Here is an 18,466-nt window from a genome sequence, read left to right as displayed (position 1 = left end):
CTTAAAACAGAAAGGGGCGGGATTGCCCCTTTTTAATTTCCTGAAAATTATTATCGTTGTAACCTTCCCGGTTCCCTAGTTTCCACACCCTTCATATCTTTAAGCGAGTCGCCCAATCTATACCTCATGTTATTGGCCAATTTTTCAATTTCAGCAACAACATCTGGATTTTGAGTAGCCACATTATTGGTCTCGCTGATATCGTTTTCCAAATCGTATAATTCGATTTCTTTCATGTCCACCATCCGATATTCCCCTGGAATACCATCCTTGCCCGGTTCCTGATCTTCCATAGTGCGATATCGATGTGGAAAATATAATTTCCATTTACCGTATCGTACCCCGAACATTTCATTCACACGATAATAAAAAAAGTAAGCTTCCTGTACGGGTTCATTCTGTTCCCCGGTCAAAATTTTCCAAACACTTTTACCATCAATAGTCTGTTTCGGAAGCGAAGCTTGGGTAAGTTCTGCCAGTGTTGGCAATAGATCAATAGCCATCATAGGGACATCAATCACCCTACCCCCTGCTAATTTTTTGGGATATTTGATGATGCAGGGTTCCCGTTGTCCACCTTCCCAAGCCGTACCTTTACCTTCTCGAAGAGGTAAAGCACTTCCTGCGTGATTGCCATACGACAACCAAGGTCCATTATCGGAAGTAAAGATGACCAACGTGTTTTCCTCCAATCCGTTATCTTTTAATGCCTTCATGATCTGGCCAACCGACCAATCGATTTCCATGATTACATCACCATACAAGCCTCTTTCCGATTTTCCCTTGAATTTTTCCGAAACAAACAACGGTACATGTGGTTGTGGATGAGGCACATACAAGAAGAACGGTTTGTCCTTATTCCTATTGATGAAATCCACGCTTCGTTCTGTGATCTGAGTGGTTAATTGCGATTGCTCTTCAAGTGTGTCAATGACCGTTTCATTTTCATAAAGAGGTAAATCAGGAAAGTTGAAGTATTTGCCCTGTTCCGGATGATTGGGCCACATATCATTGGAATAAGGGATGCCGAACCATTCATCGAACCCATGGCGGGTAGGCAAAAATTGTTCATGGTGACCCAAATGCCATTTTCCATAGATTGCCGTAGCATACCCTTTTTTCTTCAGCATTTCGGCAATGGTGGTTTCCGAGGCATTGATCCCATGGGTGTTATCGGGACCCAACGCATTGTGGATGCCTATTCGATTGGGGTAGCATCCTGTTAAAATCCCTGCCCTGGAAGCGGAACAGACAGCCTGTGCAGCATAATAACTGGTCAACTGAAGTCCTTCGGCGGCCATTTGGTCCAGGTTTGGTGTCTTGATGTTTGGGGAGCCAAAGATCCCAACATCCTGATACCCTTGGTCATCAGTAAAGATCAATATAATATTGGGAGGGGTATCTTGCTTTTCAATTTGTGGCTTGTCTTCGCCAACAAGTCCCATACCAAAAAGTATGGCCAGAACAATAAATCGGTACATGAAGAAAGGTTTTGATAAATATAGCCAAAAAGCTTATTTACTCACCCAGGTATAGGTCCACCAATCCTTCGGGTGTCTTCACATGGATGGTTTTGTTCTTACGATCCACTTTAGTGATGATTTCATCGCTGATGGGAATCAGGAGTTCCTTGCCATCCTTTACCGCCTCAAATAGTTCTTGGGAAGCATTGTCATTAATGGATTGGATTACGCCTATATTCCCATGTACTTCATCCATCAAAGTAAAACCGATTACCTCGTGAAAATAAAACTTGTCCCCGGATAAGGGCGGCAAAAGTGAAAGTGGCAGGAACAATTCGCAGCCAATGATCTTGTCCGCTGAGGATTCATCCTTCACCTCTTCAAAGTCGATGCGGAGCAGATCGGATTTGTGCAGTCGACAGCGGTCAATAAAAAATGGAACCAGATTGTTTCCCAAAGAAACAAATACTGATTCCATATTTTCGTAGATATCGGGTTCATCGGTATCCAATTTAACCAACACCTCACCCTTAAAACTATATTTTGAAACGATTTTGCCCAGGTAGAAGCAATCTTCCTTGCGCATCGTTCTTTAGTCTTATTCTTCTTCTTTGGAAGCTTCTTCAGCAGCAGGAGCCTCAGCAGTTTCTTCAACTGGAGCTTCTTCGGTAGCTACTTCTGCAGTTTCCTCGGCAACTTCTTCCACTACTTCTTCAACAGGAGCGGCAGCAGCGATCCTTTTTTCGTTGGCTTCTTTCTCAGCTTCCAAAGCTTTGGCCTTGGCATCAGCATCTGCTTTGCTCAAACCATCTTTTTTAGCTTGGATCTTGTTGGTTTTATCATCCAACCAAGCATTGAATTTTTCCTCAACTTGCTCTTCGGTCAATGCTCCTTTACGAACACCGCCCAACAAGTGGTGCTTCAACAAAACTCCTTTGTAAGAAAGGATAGCTCTAGCGGTATCAGTAGGTTGTGCACCATTCTGCAACCATTTTACGGAACTATCTACATCCAAATCGATGGTAGCAGGATTGGTGTTTGGGTTGTAAGTTCCCAATTTGGCCAAAAATTTACCGTCTCTTTTTGATCTTGAATCTGCGGCAACCACCCAATAAAATGGTTTACCTTTTTTACCGTGTCTCTGAAGTCTAATTCTAACTGGCATATCACATTAATTTGTAGGGTGCCCGACCCTGGTTATTAATTCTTTAGTTTTTCAAAATGTCATTTCCGAGAAATCGGAAATCAACTGCTTGTCTGTTAAGCGGGTGCAAATATACTCCAAATCTTTTAACCTACAACTCCCTTCCTATTTTTTATTGGTTGATAAATCGTAAAAACTCTATTTTACCGAATAGGCCATCTTCCGTATTTTTATCCATTGCTTTTTTGACCCATACCGATAGCCTATGTATTTGATCTTTGATACGGAAACCACCGGTTTGCCCAAACGTTGGGATGCCCCCATTACCGATACCGATAACTGGCCCCGTTGTGTGCAGATTGCCTGGCAATTGCACGACGAGCTTGGTAATTTGGTGGAGCACCAAGATTTCCTGATCAAGCCCGATGGATTCAACATTCCCTACGAATCGGAGCAGATTCACGGCATTTCCACCGCACTGGCAGAAGAACAGGGCGTTCCTTTGGAAGAGGTTTTGGTCAAATTTAACCAGGCGTTGTCCCGAACCAAATTTGTGGTGGGTCAAAATGTGGACTTCGATGTCAACATTATGGGATGCGAGTTCCACCGATACCAAGTGGACAGCCCTTTGACCACATTACCGGTTCTGGACACCTGTACCGAACATACCGCCGAACTCTGCAAGATTCCTGGGGGTCGAGGAGGTAAGTTCAAACTGCCCACCTTGACCGAGCTTCATGAATTTCTCTTTGGAGAACCCTTTGCCGAGGCCCACAATGCAACCGCCGACGTGGAGGCCACCACCCGTTGTTTTCTGGAATTGGTCAGAAAAAGACAGTTTTCCGCCAACGAACTGGATGTGCAACCCGATTATTTTGAGCGATTCTCCGAGACCAATCCACAGGAGATCGAACTCATCGGCCTAAAGCACATCAACTTAAAAGCGGCTTCCAAAAAAATTGCGGATGCCCTTTGGGCAAAAGATACCGGGGAAATTTCCGCAGAAGAAATCCAGGAGAACATCGAAACACTGGAAGATGCCCCGTTTGCACACTTGCACAACCATTCCCAGTTTTCGGTGCTCCAGTCCACCATCAATATAAAAGATTTGGTAAAGGCCACAGCTGATAATGGCATGCCTGCCGTTGCCCTTACCGACCATGCCAACATGATGGGCGCCTTTCACTTTGTGAAAGAAATCATGGCCCACAACAAAGGTGTAAAGGACCGCAACAAGGAACGGGAGGAGAAAGGAGAAATACCTGCAGAACAAGAGATCACCCCAATCGTGGGTTGCGAATTTTATGTTTGTGAGGACCATACCAATAAAAATGTAAAGGACTACGGTTACCAGATCGTGTTGTTGGCCAAGAACAAAAAAGGCTATCACAACCTCGCCAAAATGTCGTCTATTGCGTATACGGATGGCTTCTATTACGTGCCCCGAATCGATAAAAAAATCGTGGAGCAATACAAGGAAAACGTGATTGCCCTTACCGGAAACCTTTATGGCGAAGTGCCCAACAAAATATTGAACGTTGGCGAAAAGCAGGCCGAGGAAGCCCTCTTGTGGTGGAAGGAACAATTCGGTGACGACCTGTATGTGGAGCTTATGCGCCACGGTCAGGAAGACGAGGATCGGGTAAACCAAGTACTGGTGCAATTGGCCAAGGACCATAATGTAAAAATGGTAGCCACTAACAATACCTATTATTGTGCGAAGGATGATGCCGAGGCCCATGACATTCTGCTTTGCGTGAAGGATGGCGAAAAACGTTCCACCCCTATCGGTCGTGGACGTGGGTACCGTTACGGTCTGCCCAATCAGGAATATTATTTCAAGTCTTCGGGCGAGATGAAGGAAATCTTCAAAGATATTCCCGAGGCCATTTTGAACATCCATGAACTGGTGGACAAAGTGGAACCTTATGATCTGGCAAGCGATATCCTGCTTCCCAAATTCGACATTCCAGAGGAATTCAAGGTGCAGGAAGATGAGGAAGATGGAGGCAAACGCGGGGAAAATGCTTATTTGAGACATATTACTTATCAAGGGGCCGAAAGACGTTACGGGGAGATTTCACCTGAAATCAGCGAACGCATCGATTTTGAGTTGGAGACCATCAAAAACTCAGGGTACCCCGGTTATTTCTTGATTGTGGAGGACTTTATCCGCGAAGCACGGAACATGGATGTTTCGGTGGGTCCGGGAAGGGGTTCTGCCGCGGGATCGGTGGTGGCCTATTGTTTGGGCATCACCAACATTGACCCGTTGAAGTACGACCTTCTTTTTGAGCGCTTCTTGAATCCGGATAGGGTATCCATGCCCGATATCGATATCGACTTTGATGACGAAGGACGGGGTCGTGTGATGGAATACGTGATCAACAAATATGGTTCCAACCAGGTGGCGCAGATCATCACCTATGGCACCATGGCCGCCAAATCGTCCATCAGGGATACGGCAAGGGTTTTGGACCTGCCATTGAGCGATGCGGATCGTATCGCCAAGTTGATTCCCAACATGTCCAAACTCAACAAGATTTTTGGGGTTGAAGAAGCCGAGCTGAAGAAAAAGTTCCGTTCCGAAGAAATGGAAAAAGTCAACGAATTGTTGAACATTTCCGAAAGCGAGGATTTGGAAGGTCAGACCGTGAACATGGCACGGGTGTTGGAAGGATCCCTTCGGAATACAGGAATACATGCCTGCGGGGTTATCATCACACCGGACGATATTACCAACTTCGTACCCGTTTCCACGGCCAAGGACTCCGACCTTTACGTAACGCAGTTTGATAACTCCGTGGTGGAAAGTGCCGGCCTCCTCAAAATGGATTTCTTGGGATTGAAGACCTTGACGTTGATCAAGGACACGGTGAAAATCGTAAAGGCCAGAACAGGAATCGAACTCATTCCCGATGATTTTCCGTTGGATGACGAGAAGACGTATGAACTTTTCCAGCGAGGCGACACCGTAGGGATATTCCAATACGAATCCCCTGGGATGCAGAAACACATGAAAAACCTGAAACCCACAGTTTTTGATGACCTTATCGCCATGAACGCCCTTTATAGACCCGGGCCCATGGAATACATCCCAAGTTTTATTGCCCGCAAACATGGTGACGAAGAGATTACCTATGACCTCGCCGACATGGAGGAATACCTCAAAGAAACCTATGGAATCACAGTCTACCAGGAGCAGGTGATGTTGCTTTCCCAAAAGTTGGCCGGGTTCTCCAAAGGTGATGCCGACGTTTTGCGAAAGGCGATGGGAAAAAAGATATTTGCCCTGCTTCAAAAATTAAAACCCCAGTTTTTGGATGGTGGTGAAAAGAACGGACACCCAAGGGATGTATTGGAGAAAATCTGGAAGGATTGGGAAGCATTTGCATCTTATGCCTTCAACAAGAGCCACTCTACCTGTTATGCGTACATCGCCTACCAAACGGCCTACCTGAAGGCTCACTACCCTGCCGAATATATGGCCGCGGTACTGTCCAACAACATGAACGACATTAAACAGGTAACCTTCTTTATGGAAGAATGTAAGCGGATGGGATTGCAGGTTTTAGGTCCAGATGTGAACGAATCCTACTATAAATTCGCGGTGAATAAGGACAATGCCGTGCGTTTTGGGATGGGCGCCATAAAAGGTGTGGGGCGTTCCGCCGTGGAGACCATTGTGGAAAACCGTAAAAAAGACGGGGCATACCGTTCCATTTTCGATTTAGCCAAACGGGTTGATCTTCGTTCTGCCAATAAAAAAGCTTTTGAAAACCTGGCCTTGGCAGGTGGATTCGATTCCTTTTCCAATACACACCGGGCCCAGTATTTTCATGATGACGGGGATGGCATCACCTTTTTGGAGAAGGCAGTGAGGTATGGTTCCAAATTCCAAGAGAACGAAAACTCTTCCCAAGTAAGCCTATTTGGGGATGCCAGCGAAGTACAAATACCCGAACCCATTGTTCCCCCTTGTGAGGAATGGGGTACCATGGAAAAACTCAGAAGGGAAAAAGAAGTGGTGGGCATCTATATTTCTGGGCATCCTTTGGATGATTTCAAAAAAGAGATCACCGCATTTTGCAATGCCGATGTCTCCGCATTTTCCAATATGGAAGCCCATGTAAACCGTGAACTTTCCGTGGCCGGGGTCATTACCGATGTGCAACATAGGGTCTCCAAAAACGGCAAGGGCTGGGGGCTTTTCACTTTGGAAGATTATAACGAAAGCTACGAGTTCCGGATTTTTGGGGAGGAATACCTCAAGTTCCGTCATTTTCTGATGATCAATTCCTTTGTATACATCAAAGCATTGGTTAGGGAAGGTTGGGTAAACCGCGATACCGGAAAAAAAGGCGAACCACGACTTCAGTTCAACGATTTTAAACAGCTGCAGGATGTGATGGATGCATTTGCCAAAAAGTTGACCATCAAACTGGACCTGGACCGTTTACAGGAACAACGCATTAAGGCATTGAAAGACACCTTGAAATTATACAAAGGCGAGCATCCCCTCAACTTTGAAATCTATGAGATGGAAGAGGAAATCAAACTCAAACTATCAAGCAGAAAACAAAAGGTAAAGATCAACAGTGAGCTACTTTCAGAATTGGAAGCGCATGAAATTCATTATCAGCTCAATTGACCATAACAAATACAAATAGCACCATAATTAAAACGAATGCTCTCACCGTAAGGTAGATGCACAATTATTGACTAACTTTGCATAACAAAAAATAAATAAAATGGCACTAGAAATAACAGATGCAAGTTTTGACGAAGTGGTTTTGAAAAGTGACAAACCTGTTCTTGTCGATTTTTGGGCAGCTTGGTGCGGTCCATGTAGAATGGTAGGCCCGATCATTGAGGAAGTAAGTCAAGAATACGAGGGCAAAGCGGTTGTTGGCAAAGTGGATGTAGATGCACACCAACAGTTTGCTGCCAAATACGGTGTTCGTAACATTCCAACTGTTCTTGTTTTCAAGGATGGAGAAGTGATCAATCGTCAAGTAGGGGTTTCTCCAAAGAAAGTCTACACAGACGCTATTGAAGCGGCATTGTAAAAAGTGCCCACGATCATATTTTAAAAAAGGTTTGGCTTTTGCCAAGCCTTTTTTATTTTATCTTGTCGGAAGAATAGGAACATGGACGTACGATCGGAACTTCATAAGGCTCAACTCTTTAACCATCTGGAACTTTTGGCCAACCAGATTGTGGAAGGATTCATCAGTGGGATCCATAAAAGTCCGTTCCATGGATTTTCTGCCGAGTTTGCCGAGCATAAAATTTACAATTCGGGCGAAAGTACCAAGCACATCGACTGGAAACTCTATGCCAAAACGGACCGATTGTACACCAAACGGTATGAGGACGAGACCAACCTGAGGTGCCACATGATCTTGGACAACTCGGTCTCCATGTACTATCCCGAAGTAAAACAACTTACCTTGGACAACCTCAACAAAATTGGTTTTGGGGTGTTGTCCATTGCCGCGTTGATGCAACTCTTGAAAAAGCAACGGGATGCGGTGGGTCTGAGCATCTATTCCGACACCTATGATTTTTATGCTTCGGAAAAGAACAGCGAGCGGCATTTTCAGATGTTGTATTCCAAATTGAACGAGGTAGCGGCCACCAAAAGGGACTCGCAATCCACTAAAACATATACTTTTTTACATCAGATTGCCGAGAAAATCCACAGAAGGAGCATGATCTTTCTTTTTACGGATATGTTCCAAACTGAGACCGAAGAGGAAAAACTTTTTGAGGCCCTACGTCATCTGAAATATAACAAGCATGCAGTAGCCCTGTTCCATTTGATGGACCATGAGCATGAAATCAATTTTGATTTTAGAAACGCACCGAAACGTTTTGTGGATGTGGAAACCGGGCAACAAATTGATCTGTATGCCGAAACCATTCAAAAAGCATACTCCGAAAAAGTATTGCAGTACCAGCAGGAATTGAAGCTGAAATGCGCCCAATACAAAATCAAATATGTGGAAGTGGACGTTCGGGGCGATTTTTCACAAGTACTGAATTCGTTCATGATCGAAAGGCAAAAATTTGTTTGATCACATTTTTAAAAAAATGTTTTGTCGAATCCGAAATGAGAATGTATATTTGCACTCGCTTTAAAAAAGCAATCTGAACAAGATTTGAATCCGACTGTTGTCGGAGTCTTTAAAAGATAAAATCATTGGTCTGGTAGTTCAGTTGGTTAGAATACCTGCCTGTCACGCAGGGGGTCGCGGGTTCGAGTCCCGTCCAGACCGCCAGTAAAATCAAGCCCTCACAGATGTGGGGGCTTTTTTATTTTCAAAAATTGCATACTTTGTGCATAGTTTTTGTTCTCCTGCTAAACTTTAACACTTTTTAACCCAAAAAGCACCTATCTTAATTGATTGTACTGACTTTTGTGACAAATGACATAAGTCAAATCCTAATCTCTCTAATACAACTTTCCACCTGATTAACCTTTTTGAAACTTTAGCTAATCTTCTGAAAAGTTTTTATAGAACTTGTAGAATTCCTCATCTAAGTCCTCAATCATCTGCTTTGACAGATTTTCTTCTAAATCATCAAGCATCAATCCAATTTCATACTTGCTATTTAAATTCCCATTGGTTTCTATAGCCAGATAGTAAGGGTAACCTTCGTCAATTCCACTTTGTATTAGATTTATTCGTTCATCCCCAAATTCATCTCTGTTCACGGTAAAAAAAGATTCCCTTTCTGACAACCTTGCACTTCCATTGTTTCCTAATTGACAACTTCCATTTTCATATTGTTCTAAAAGTAACTTTAGACTAAAATCTTTAACAACTGCTGCAAGTTCATTGAATCCTCGCATTTTCTCTTTAAGTCTCATCCGTTTTCTATGTTTAAAAATCCATTAATTGTACCATTGTCAAAAATGAATTGATTGTACAATATTTGCAACATCCGATTTGATTAAATTTTCAGTTTTCAATTGTTTTCATGGCTTACCATGTAGATTATAGTAAGTTAAACATTTCTAAATACTTTTAAGATAGCAACACAACGATAATGACAGACTGGGACATTATACATACAAAAGCATTGAAATGCTATGAATCTAATACTGTTTGGCCATCTTTAGGTGGGAACGTGGAATACAAAGTTGGGAAAATTACCCCCACCAAGATTAGTATGATTCGTCTCAATGGTGGCAACGATGAGGACATAAATAAGGTTGGAGTAAATAGGGCTATTGCAAGACTACGAGAGCTGGGAGAAGTGCCTCAACAAGAATTGATGGGAGACGTAATAAGACAAACCGCATTAGTATTCTTCCATCCCTCGGTTCGCTTTAATAAAAAAAAGGCGTGATATTTTGGCAGGACTCAAAGGTTAACTCAGAGGATGTCTTAAATTTCATAAACGAAGCGAATGACGACGAGCTTGAAAAAGTTATTATCGAAGCTAATAAAAGGAAAAATCAGAGTAGATTTAAGAATAATCTGATCTTGGCCTTTGATGGAAGATGCGCTATATCGCAAACATCGGTAAATAACGTTTTGGAGGGCTGTCACATAATTCCCCATTCTGAGTCCGGAAAAAATTCAACAACTAACGGTATTCTGCTCAGAAGTGATATCCATAAACTTTTCGATCTGGGCTTGATATTAATCCACCCAAAGTATCTGCGAATTGCCGTAGACGATTCACTTAAACAGAGTGAATATTACGAACTTCACAATCAGAAAATTAAAGTGTCCCTTGGTGAGCGTTGGATTAAAAATTTGGCTAAAAAATGGGAAAAACATTCTTGTGAGAGGAATGATGAATAAAGTTAGGGGTTTTCAAAATCAACCCCCTGAACTAAACTCTAGTGCCAACAATTTCTGGCCAGAATTCCTCTCGCAAAAGTTAAATCTTCAAATGACCACAATTTTCGTTGATTACCTCTTCTAAGTTAAAAGTTGTGGCGGCTTTCGTCTTTTGAACTTGATTCGTATTACCACAGGACCAAAGCAACTCAAATATTCTTTTTGACTCGGTTGTTTCAATTAACATTCCCCATGAATAGCCATCTTCATGTGTGTTAAAGGATAATTCTTTAATGCCTAGTTTTTGTAGTTCAAATCTAAACTTCTCTATTCTTTTAAAGGCATCCGTTGGGGTTCCGTCATCTGACTTATATCCATCATTACCAAAAACAGCAACAATATTTGGACACCACCTTACTGCACCTCAGTTTTCATAGAGGTTAGCGCTGACTTACAAGCGTTCAACCCATTTGAAGCATTTTGAACAATAGTACCTTCATAAGATTCCAGATCTTTAATGTCTTTTTCGAAGTTCTTTAAAAGTTTTGTGTAAATCATGTCAGTAAATCTTAAGGTTGTAGGGTTGACGATTCTTTAGAGTCATTTAACTATAAATTTTCTATAAATCAAGATATCTTGTTTTCTTCAGAACTACTATTGTTATATACTAATATTCAGTGAATTAAAATTCACATTCGTTGAATTTGCACTAAAAAATAAAAGAAGATTGCTGTAAAAGCAATCCTTTTGTTACAAAAGGTGTGTATAATTCTTATTTTTAGATTCTATCAACAAACAACATTGGCAATCAAGAAATTAAAATATCTCTTCTTTCTTCATATATGTGTTATGAGCTATGGTCAGGATGGTACTGATAGCCTTAAACAATTGAATGAACTAACGTCAATCTATCAGAAGTATATTGAGAATGAGGATAATTTTGAAATTGCTAAAAAACATGCTCTCAATTTTAAGAAAAAAGCGGAGGAATTAAAGGTCGATGAGTATATCTGCTATGGGTACTATTACCTTGCAAATTCAAGTGATGAAATCAATAAAATCCAATACTTAGATTCAATTATTTATTATTCCAGTAAAAATCTATCCCAAGAACCCTCTCAACAATTTCCAGAGCTAGCTTATCGGGCCAAAGCCGATTGGTATTATAAAAAAAGAAAGTTTAGTAAATCACTGGATGTCCTTCTAGAAGGTTTGAATGTAGCCACTAAAAACAATAAGCCCTATTATATCAATGATTTCAATTTTACGGTAGGATTGATTAAATCCGAGAGACTAGAACAAGAAAAAGATGCTTTAACAATATTTAGAACAGTATATCAATACTATGATAAGAAAGATGATAAAGAAAATGAAAAAGGCGAGTATTTTTCTTCCTTATTTGCTCTAGCTGATATAAATAGGAAACTCGGAATAAATGACTCTGCAACATTTTATAACACATTAGGCTTCAAGAATGCCCAAAAATTAGGGGATACATTTTTCACAAATTATTTTTCTTACAATGAAGGGTTGAATCAATCTTATGTTGGGCATTCTGAAATAGCTATTGATAGCTTATTGCATACCCTTGAATTTTTGAAAGAACATGGTGATATAGCCAATTTGGGATTGGCACACTATTATTTGGGAAAGTCATATTTGGCAACGCAGAATTTGAACAAAGGTCTATTTCATTTCACTAAAATGGATTCAATCTTCCAAGCAGATCATATTTTTAATATAGAACAAAGGGCAGGGTTTGAATATCTTGTCAACTTCCATAAATCAAAAGGTGATAAAATAAAACAGTTAGAGGCGATTGAAACTCTTGTAAAATTGGATAGTATATATATGAATCAATACAAGGGTATCAGAGACCTAATGGACTTGAGGTTTGATAGATTAAGTCTCTTGAAAGAAAGAGATACGTTATTAGACACATTGGATGAACAAAAATTAAAATCAAAAAAGACAATTTATTTTTCGGCAGTAATTGGAGTTCTCTTATTGTCAAGTACACTGGTCTACTATAAAAAGCAGAGAACCTACAAATTGCGGTTTAATGAAATCATGAGTACCGGCCATGTTGAAGAAGCAGCCAAAGAATTTGATAATACTGAAGAAATTGGGGTTCCCGATAAAATTGTAGAACAGATATTAGCCAATCTATCAATGTTTGAAAAAGAAGAAGGGTATCTAAACCCAAAAATGAACACTCATATTCTTGCTGAGATGTTAGGCACAAATTCAAAATATCTTTCCAAGGTTATCAACCAACATAAGGGACAGAGCATAATAATTTATATAAATAACCTCAGAATAGATTATGCTGTCAAAAGGTTAAAAGAAGACTCTCAATTTCGAAATTATACAATTAAAGCAATAGCTGAAGAAGTAGGTTTCAATAATCCTAATTCTTTTTCAAGTGCCTTTGAAAAAAGAACAAAATTAAAGCCGTCTTATTTTGTTAAACGGATTTTGGATTCCTCAAATTCATAGAATCTGAGTTTGTTCAATTATACACACCTTATTCATTTTTTATAGTTTAGAACGATAACAATTAAAATCAAATCAAATGAAGAACGAAAAGAAAAAATTAAGTTTGGATAATTTTACCGTTGCAAGATTGGAAGAAACAGAAAAAATCCACGGAGGCGGTGGAGGTGATGGAGGAGGTGACACTGTGAAAACAGGGGGCGTGAGTAAAGCTTGTTTTCCTCCAAAAAAATAAAATTAGTTTACCAATTAATCTGAGCCTTGGATTTGTACCAAGGCTCTCTTTTTAACTATGAGATATATTGTATTGATTCTTGTGTTCATTTGTAGCTGTCACGCTCAAAAAAATAAATCCAATGAAGAAATGGAAACAATTGAATATTGGCATTTCTCTGAATTTGGCAAAGATTCAATTGCTGGAATTAGTGTTAATTCTATTTCAAACAAACAATACCATTTACCCGAGAATAATAAAGTCATTATCGCATTAATAGACTCAGATGTAGATATAAGCCACAATTATCTAAGAGATAAAATATGGATAAATAAAAAGGAAATAGAGCACAATAAGAGGGATGACGATGGCAATGGATACATTGACGATATACATGGGTGGAATTTCCTTGGGTTTGAAAACCAGAAAATAGCAAAGTATGCCAATAATACCTCTGTCAGGTTCATAAAGAAGTTTAAAGACAAATATGATGAGCTAAGCAAAAAAGATAAGGGCTTATCACCTTCCGAGCAAGAGTTCATGGAGACATACAATAACGCCGTAACAACCAGAGAAGAAGAAAAAGAGGAGCTTCTTGAAAATGAAGACTATGTGGTTTGGTATGAAAGTTCTTTAGCATCTTCTGATAGCCTTCTTGCGACTTATGGCATAAAAAAGCCATACAATCTCCGTGTATTGGATAGCTTATTCAATGAGGTTTATACCATCGGGAATGATGAAAACCGTGGAAGACTGGTTTATTTCACATTGGATAATCTTAAAAACAATCGAATCAATGATTATAAAAACTCCATAAAATATGCCGAGCAAGGGAGGAAATATGAATTAAATGAAAATCTTGATGAGAAACCAGATTTTGTCATTGGCGAAAGAAAAATAAGTTCAGAAGAATACGGCTCCAACCGAGTCAATTTGAACATAGAGAATGAAAACCATGGCACTGAAATGGCCGGGGCCATTACCAAGACTTTTAAAATGGTCAATCGTAAAATTACCAATACTGACTCTGGCTTGGAATTAATGATTATTCCCATATTTCCAGAAATTGGGGCCGAGGATGAGGATGATTTGGCAAAGGCAATTAGATATGCGGTGGATAACGGCGCCAATGTAATCAATTACAGTTCCACACTAAATTTTTTAATTAAACCCAATACCGTTTATAAAGCGATAAAATATGCAGAAAAGAATAACGTACTGGTTGTTACTACAGCAGGAAACTCTGGATATGATTTAGATAAGGTTATGACACATCCTCGTGAAGAATATGGAGATTATAAACTATCAAATCTTATTATGGTGGGAGCGATAGATTCAAAACTTGGACCAAACATGAAGCCTTTGTGGGCCAGTTACGGGAAAAATACTGTTGATTTATTTGCTCCTGGAACAGATTTTTTAACGACAATTCCTAATAATGGATATGGGGAAACTTCCGGAAGTTCAATTTCAGGAGCTATTGTATCTAGTATTGCCGCCGCCATTAAGCTGAACTTTCCCAAACTATCCGCCCAAGAAATAAAAACAGCAATTATTGATTCAACCTCAAAATATGAGGGGGAAGTAAATTTAGATGAGGATGGTACAACAAAAAAGCCATTTAAAGAAATGAGTAAATCTGGAGGAATTCTCAATGCTGCCAAAGCATTAGAACTGGCCTCACAAAAATAACTTCTTGGCCTATGAGGGTTCATTTTCCTCATTTTTTACAAAGAGATAATAAAGACTGTGGCCCTGCGTGCCTAAAAATTATTGCAAAGTTTTATGATAAGGACTTCCCCTTAGATTATTTAAATACCATTAGCGAAACAACCAGGGCGGGTACCAATCTAAGTTTTTTAGGGAAAGCAGCAGAGGAAATGGGTTTTAAATCCCTAGCTATAAAAATCTCTATAGATGAACTTAAAGAAGCTCCCTTACCTTGTATTCTACATTGGAACCAGAATCATTTTGTGGTTCTTTTCAAAATCATAAAGGGAAAATTTTACATCTCAAACCCAGCAACTAGAATAGAAATTTTTAATGAAGAAGACTTCATCCATAATTGGATAGGCCATTATAAATCCAATAGTTTTCAAAAAGGAGTTTGTTTGTTATTGGAACCCACATCAAAGCTTGAAAGTCATAAACATTCGAAAGAAAACATAAATGGATGGAATTTCATATACCCTTATCTGAAAAGACAGCGTAAGATTATTTTTCAATTAATTGTCGGTTTATTTGGTGCAAGCCTTATTCAATTGGCATTTCCTTTTTTAACCCAAAACTTAGTAGATGTTGGCATCAAAAACCAAGACTTAAATTTCATTTACCTCATACTATTGGCCCAAGTATTTTTGTTCTTGGGCAAGACAATTATAGAGGTCGTGAGAGGTTGGCTACTTCTACATATAGCGACAAGGTTAAATATCTCCTTGCTTTCAGAATTTGTCATAAAACTTATGAATCTGCCACTGGCTTATTTTGACAAAAAGCAGTCTGGTGATGTTTTAAGAAGAATCAAGGACCATCAGAGAATTGAAGTGTTGCTGAAAAACTCTTCCTTAAATGCACTATTCTCAACAGTTACTTTTGTCGTTTTTGGAGTGGTTTTAGCCATTTATAGCTTTAAAATATTCCTTGTTTTTATAATAGGAACAGCAATATACTTCATTTACCTATTATCTTTTTTAAACAAAAGGAGAAGACTTGATGATGCAAAATTCAAGGAGGAAACAGCAGAGCACATTAAACTTTTGGAAATTGTTGGCGGTATGCAAGAAACTAAGCTAAACAATGCTGAAATCTATAAAAGGAAAGGATGGGAATTTATTCAAGCCCGAATTTTTAATTTAAAAACAAAATCTCTTTTACTTACCCAGTATCAATTGGTAGGATCTGATTTTATCAATGAATTAAAAAATATCATTGTGACAGTCCTTGCAGCCAAATTGGTTATCGACGGAGAAATTACATTGGGTATGATGCTGGCCATAAGCTTTATTGTGGGACAACTGAACACACCGGTATCACAATTCATCGAATTCATCCTAAACCTTCAGGATGCGAAAATTTCCGTTTCACGGATTTTGGAAATCCACAACATGGATGACGAAACTACCACTAATGAAAGTAGAATTTCACAAATACCCACCAAAGGGAGTTTGTACTTAGACAAAGTGTCGTTTCGGTATCTGGGCACAAATAGGTTTGTAATCAATGATCTTTCAATCGAAGTGGAGAATGGAAAAGTGACCGCAATAGTAGGTAAAAGTGGTAGCGGAAAGACAACCCTTATGAAACTTTTGCTGCAATACTATGAGCCCACATCTGGGATAGTCAATATTGCGAAGACTAATTTGAATTTGATTGCCCAAGATAAGTGGAGAGCAAAATGTGGAGTGGTAATGCAGGAAGGGTACATTTATGATGATACTATAGCAAGAAACATTGCATTGGGGCATGAGGTAATTGACACAAAAAAGCTGGATTATGCCATTGAAATGGCTCAAATTAGAGAATTCATTGAAAGCTTACCATTAAATGCCAATACCAAAATCGGTGGGAATGGACTCGGAATCAGCACGGGACAGAAGCAACGTATTCTAATTGCTAGAGCCATATATAAAGATCCCAGTTTTTTATTTCTGGATGAGGCAACTTCCTCACTTGATGCAAATAGTGAAAAGTTGATTATGCACAATTTGGAAAAATTCTATCAAAATAGAACAGTGGTCATAATTGCTCATAGACTTAGTACTGTACAGAATGCCGATAAGATAATCGTTTTGGATGAAGGAAAGTTATGTGAACAAGGCACACATAAGGAACTAATATCAATGAAGGGAGAGTATTATAAATTGATAAAAAATCAACTAGAACTTTAAACTGCCTTTAAGTAATGGAGGATCATAAAGAATTCATTTCAGAAGATATTCAAACTCTAATGAAGAAAACACCTTCATGGACTTTAAGGCGGGGCAATACCATTACGGTTCTTGTCCTGATCCTTCTGTTGAACCTGACCTGGATTATCAAGTACCCAGACGTAATTAAGGGAAAAGCTTTGATAACTACCTCAATCCCTCCAGAGAAACATTTTTCAAGAGTTTTTGGAAAAATAGACACCTTATTGGTCAAGAACCATGATGAAGTTTCAGCAGGTGATATTATTGCAATCTTACAAAGCACTGCCAATTACAAAGATATTCTTCTCCTTCAATCTATATTGGATACATTCAATATCCATAATCAGGATTTTTCTTCAATACTTGGTTCTTTGTCAATTGCAGATTTAGGGAGTCTGGAAATAGCCTATGCGGATTTTGAAAACAGCCTTTTGGATTATGAAATGAACTCTTTATACGCACCTGGGAATACCAAAATACAGGCTAAAGGAAGCTCGATTATTGATATTGAAAATAAACTTTTTGCCCTCCAATTACAAAAAAGTCAACAACAAGAAGAAACTGAATTTTTCAAAAAGAATATTGACCGATATTCTAATTTGTATCAAAAAGGAGTTGTCTCGCTTTCAGAATATGAATCAAAACAAATTGAGTATTTAAATTCCAAAAAAAGATTAGCCAACATCATATCTGACATAAATGAAACCAAAGAATTTAGAAATAACGCCAAAGTTGATTTTATTGACTCTGACTTTTCTTTGAAAAGACAGGATAAACTCCTAAGAAACAATCTTTTTCAAGCCTATAATAAACTAAGGGCTTCCATTTTAGAATGGAAAAGAAATTATATTATAACATCCACTATGGATGGGACAGTTAGCCTTAATAACTTTTGGAGCTCAAATAAGACCGTAAACAAAGGGGATTTGGTGTGTGTAATTCTTCCCAATAACACAGAATATCTGATAAGAATAAAAACATTGGAAAGAGGTCTTGGTAAAATAAAAGAAGGCTATAAGGTGAATATTGATTTACACAATTATCCAGCATATGAAAATGGATATTTACTTTGTGAAGTATCAAATATCCCTGTTTTTCCGGAAGAAGATGGAAGTTATGTCATCAATGCCATTCCTATTAATGGGCTATCCACAACATATAAAAAGAAAATAATTTTCACCCAAGAAATGAAAGGTAATGCTGAAATAATAACAAACAAAACAAGTTTGGCCGAAAGGCTATTTTTTTCCATGAAAAGCCTCAAGAAATATTAGAATCATGGCACTAATCAGAAAAAATTATCATTTAGACAATAAGGATTTGACTGAGTTGAAAAATTTGAACAAAAAATTAGGAACAAAAAAATCAATGGCCTTTCACATAAGGACAGCTATAAAGGAATATAACAAACGTCTTAGAAGAAGACTTGAAAGTTGATTTAC

Annotated in this window: 14 protein-coding genes and 1 tRNA gene; 11 read left to right on the top strand and 4 right to left on the bottom strand. The window is 39.0% G+C overall.

Going from position 1 to position 18,466, the window contains the following annotated elements; genetic code table 11:
- Positions 1-50 precede the first annotated feature (50 nt).
- From LKX84_RS09175 to LKX84_RS09165, 3 genes are read right to left on the bottom strand one after another with little or no spacing between them, the layout of a single operon-like run.
- Positions 51-1,481: a sulfatase gene (locus tag LKX84_RS09175; RefSeq protein ID WP_228236869.1), complete on the bottom strand. Its 1,431-nt coding sequence runs from the start codon at positions 1,479-1,481 to the stop codon at positions 51-53.
- A 37-nt stretch (positions 1,482-1,518) separates the two neighbouring features.
- Positions 1,519-2,049, bottom strand: a complete 531-nt coding sequence (gene rimM / locus LKX84_RS09170; protein WP_119638449.1) for a ribosome maturation factor RimM — start codon at positions 2,047-2,049, stop codon at positions 1,519-1,521.
- Between the two features lie 12 nt (positions 2,050-2,061).
- Entirely contained in the window at positions 2,062-2,628 is a 567-nt protein-coding gene (locus LKX84_RS09165; RefSeq protein WP_228236868.1) for a 30S ribosomal protein S16, read from the bottom strand.
- A gap of 244 nt (positions 2,629-2,872) precedes the next feature.
- Between LKX84_RS09165 and dnaE the strand changes: the two genes are divergently transcribed.
- From dnaE to LKX84_RS09145, 4 genes are all read left to right on the top strand, one after another.
- Positions 2,873-7,258: a DNA polymerase III subunit alpha gene (dnaE, locus tag LKX84_RS09160; RefSeq protein WP_228236867.1), complete on the top strand. Its 4,386-nt coding sequence runs from the start codon at positions 2,873-2,875 to the stop codon at positions 7,256-7,258.
- Positions 7,259-7,358: 100 nt separating this feature from the next.
- A complete protein-coding gene (gene trxA / locus LKX84_RS09155; RefSeq protein ID WP_228236866.1) occupies positions 7,359-7,676 on the top strand; it encodes a thioredoxin in 318 nt (105 codons plus the stop codon).
- 81 nt (positions 7,677-7,757) lie between these two features.
- A complete protein-coding gene (locus LKX84_RS09150; protein WP_228236865.1) occupies positions 7,758-8,687 on the top strand; it encodes a DUF58 domain-containing protein in 930 nt (309 codons plus the stop codon).
- Between the two features lie 127 nt (positions 8,688-8,814).
- Positions 8,815-8,891, top strand: a tRNA-Asp gene (locus LKX84_RS09145).
- Positions 8,892-9,106: 215 nt separating this feature from the next.
- On the opposite strand, the gene LKX84_RS09140 is transcribed toward LKX84_RS09145, so the two are convergent.
- Positions 9,107-9,484 carry a hypothetical protein gene (locus LKX84_RS09140; RefSeq protein ID WP_228236864.1) on the bottom strand — a complete coding sequence of 126 codons (378 nt, stop codon included), beginning with the start codon at positions 9,482-9,484 and terminating at the stop codon, positions 9,107-9,109.
- Positions 9,485-9,663: 179 nt separating this feature from the next.
- On the opposite strand from LKX84_RS09140, the gene LKX84_RS09135 reads away from it, so the two are divergent.
- The 7 genes from LKX84_RS09135 to LKX84_RS09105 all read left to right on the top strand — a co-directional run bounded on the left by LKX84_RS09135 (position 9,664) and on the right by LKX84_RS09105 (position 18,298).
- Positions 9,664-9,966 (top strand): hypothetical protein, encoded by a 303-nt coding sequence (locus LKX84_RS09135; RefSeq protein WP_228236863.1) that lies wholly within the window; start codon positions 9,664-9,666, stop codon positions 9,964-9,966.
- A complete protein-coding gene (locus tag LKX84_RS09130; protein ID WP_228236862.1) occupies positions 9,963-10,427 on the top strand; it encodes an HNH endonuclease in 465 nt (154 codons plus the stop codon). The genes LKX84_RS09135 and LKX84_RS09130 overlap by 4 nt, the downstream gene beginning before the upstream one ends.
- A gap of 828 nt (positions 10,428-11,255) precedes the next feature.
- Positions 11,256-12,905, top strand: coding sequence for a helix-turn-helix domain-containing protein (locus LKX84_RS09125; protein ID WP_228236861.1), 1,650 nt, complete (start codon positions 11,256-11,258; stop codon positions 12,903-12,905).
- Positions 12,906-12,981: 76 nt separating this feature from the next.
- Positions 12,982-13,137, top strand: coding sequence for a hypothetical protein (locus LKX84_RS09120; RefSeq protein ID WP_228236860.1), 156 nt, complete (start codon positions 12,982-12,984; stop codon positions 13,135-13,137).
- 129 nt (positions 13,138-13,266) lie between these two features.
- A complete protein-coding gene (locus LKX84_RS09115) occupies positions 13,267-14,808 on the top strand; it encodes a S8 family serine peptidase (protein WP_228236859.1) in 1,542 nt (513 codons plus the stop codon).
- 11 nt (positions 14,809-14,819) lie between these two features.
- On the top strand, positions 14,820-17,003 hold the full coding sequence (locus LKX84_RS09110) for a peptidase domain-containing ABC transporter (RefSeq protein ID WP_228236858.1): 2,184 nt from the start codon (positions 14,820-14,822) through the stop codon (positions 17,001-17,003).
- A gap of 14 nt (positions 17,004-17,017) precedes the next feature.
- Complete coding sequence (locus LKX84_RS09105; RefSeq protein WP_228236857.1) at positions 17,018-18,298, top strand: HlyD family efflux transporter periplasmic adaptor subunit; 1,281 nt, start codon at positions 17,018-17,020, stop codon at positions 18,296-18,298.
- The last annotated feature ends 168 nt before the right edge of the window (positions 18,299-18,466 follow it).

It is taken from the genome of Allomuricauda sp. M10 (assembly GCF_020782875.1).
Classification (GTDB): Bacteria; Bacteroidota; Bacteroidia; order Flavobacteriales; family Flavobacteriaceae; genus Flagellimonas.
Note: the sequence above shows the minus strand (reverse complement) of the source record. Positions and strands in the feature narration are given on the sequence as shown.

Bases quoted from the DNA above. Each gene is read 5' to 3' on its own strand.
- rimM (WP_119638449.1), bottom strand. From the start codon at position 2,049: ATGCGCAAGGAAGATTGCTTCTACCTGGGCAAAATCGTTTCAAAATAT.
- LKX84_RS09115 (WP_228236859.1), top strand. From the start codon at position 13,267: ATGGAAACAATTGAATATTGGCATTTCTCTGAATTTGGCAAAGATTCA.
- LKX84_RS09140 (WP_228236864.1), bottom strand. From the start codon at position 9,484: ATGAGACTTAAAGAGAAAATGCGAGGATTCAATGAACTTGCAGCAGTT.
- trxA (WP_228236866.1), top strand. From the start codon at position 7,359: ATGGCACTAGAAATAACAGATGCAAGTTTTGACGAAGTGGTTTTGAAA.
- LKX84_RS09125 (WP_228236861.1), top strand. From the start codon at position 11,256: ATGAGCTATGGTCAGGATGGTACTGATAGCCTTAAACAATTGAATGAA.
- LKX84_RS09175 (WP_228236869.1), bottom strand. From the start codon at position 1,481: ATGTACCGATTTATTGTTCTGGCCATACTTTTTGGTATGGGACTTGTT.
- LKX84_RS09135 (WP_228236863.1), top strand. From the start codon at position 9,664: ATGACAGACTGGGACATTATACATACAAAAGCATTGAAATGCTATGAA.
- LKX84_RS09105 (WP_228236857.1), top strand. From the start codon at position 17,018: ATGGAGGATCATAAAGAATTCATTTCAGAAGATATTCAAACTCTAATG.
- dnaE (WP_228236867.1), top strand. From the start codon at position 2,873: ATGTATTTGATCTTTGATACGGAAACCACCGGTTTGCCCAAACGTTGG.
- LKX84_RS09165 (WP_228236868.1), bottom strand. From the start codon at position 2,628: ATGCCAGTTAGAATTAGACTTCAGAGACACGGTAAAAAAGGTAAACCA.
- LKX84_RS09120 (WP_228236860.1), top strand. From the start codon at position 12,982: ATGAAGAACGAAAAGAAAAAATTAAGTTTGGATAATTTTACCGTTGCA.
- LKX84_RS09150 (WP_228236865.1), top strand. From the start codon at position 7,758: ATGGACGTACGATCGGAACTTCATAAGGCTCAACTCTTTAACCATCTG.
- LKX84_RS09110 (WP_228236858.1), top strand. From the start codon at position 14,820: ATGAGGGTTCATTTTCCTCATTTTTTACAAAGAGATAATAAAGACTGT.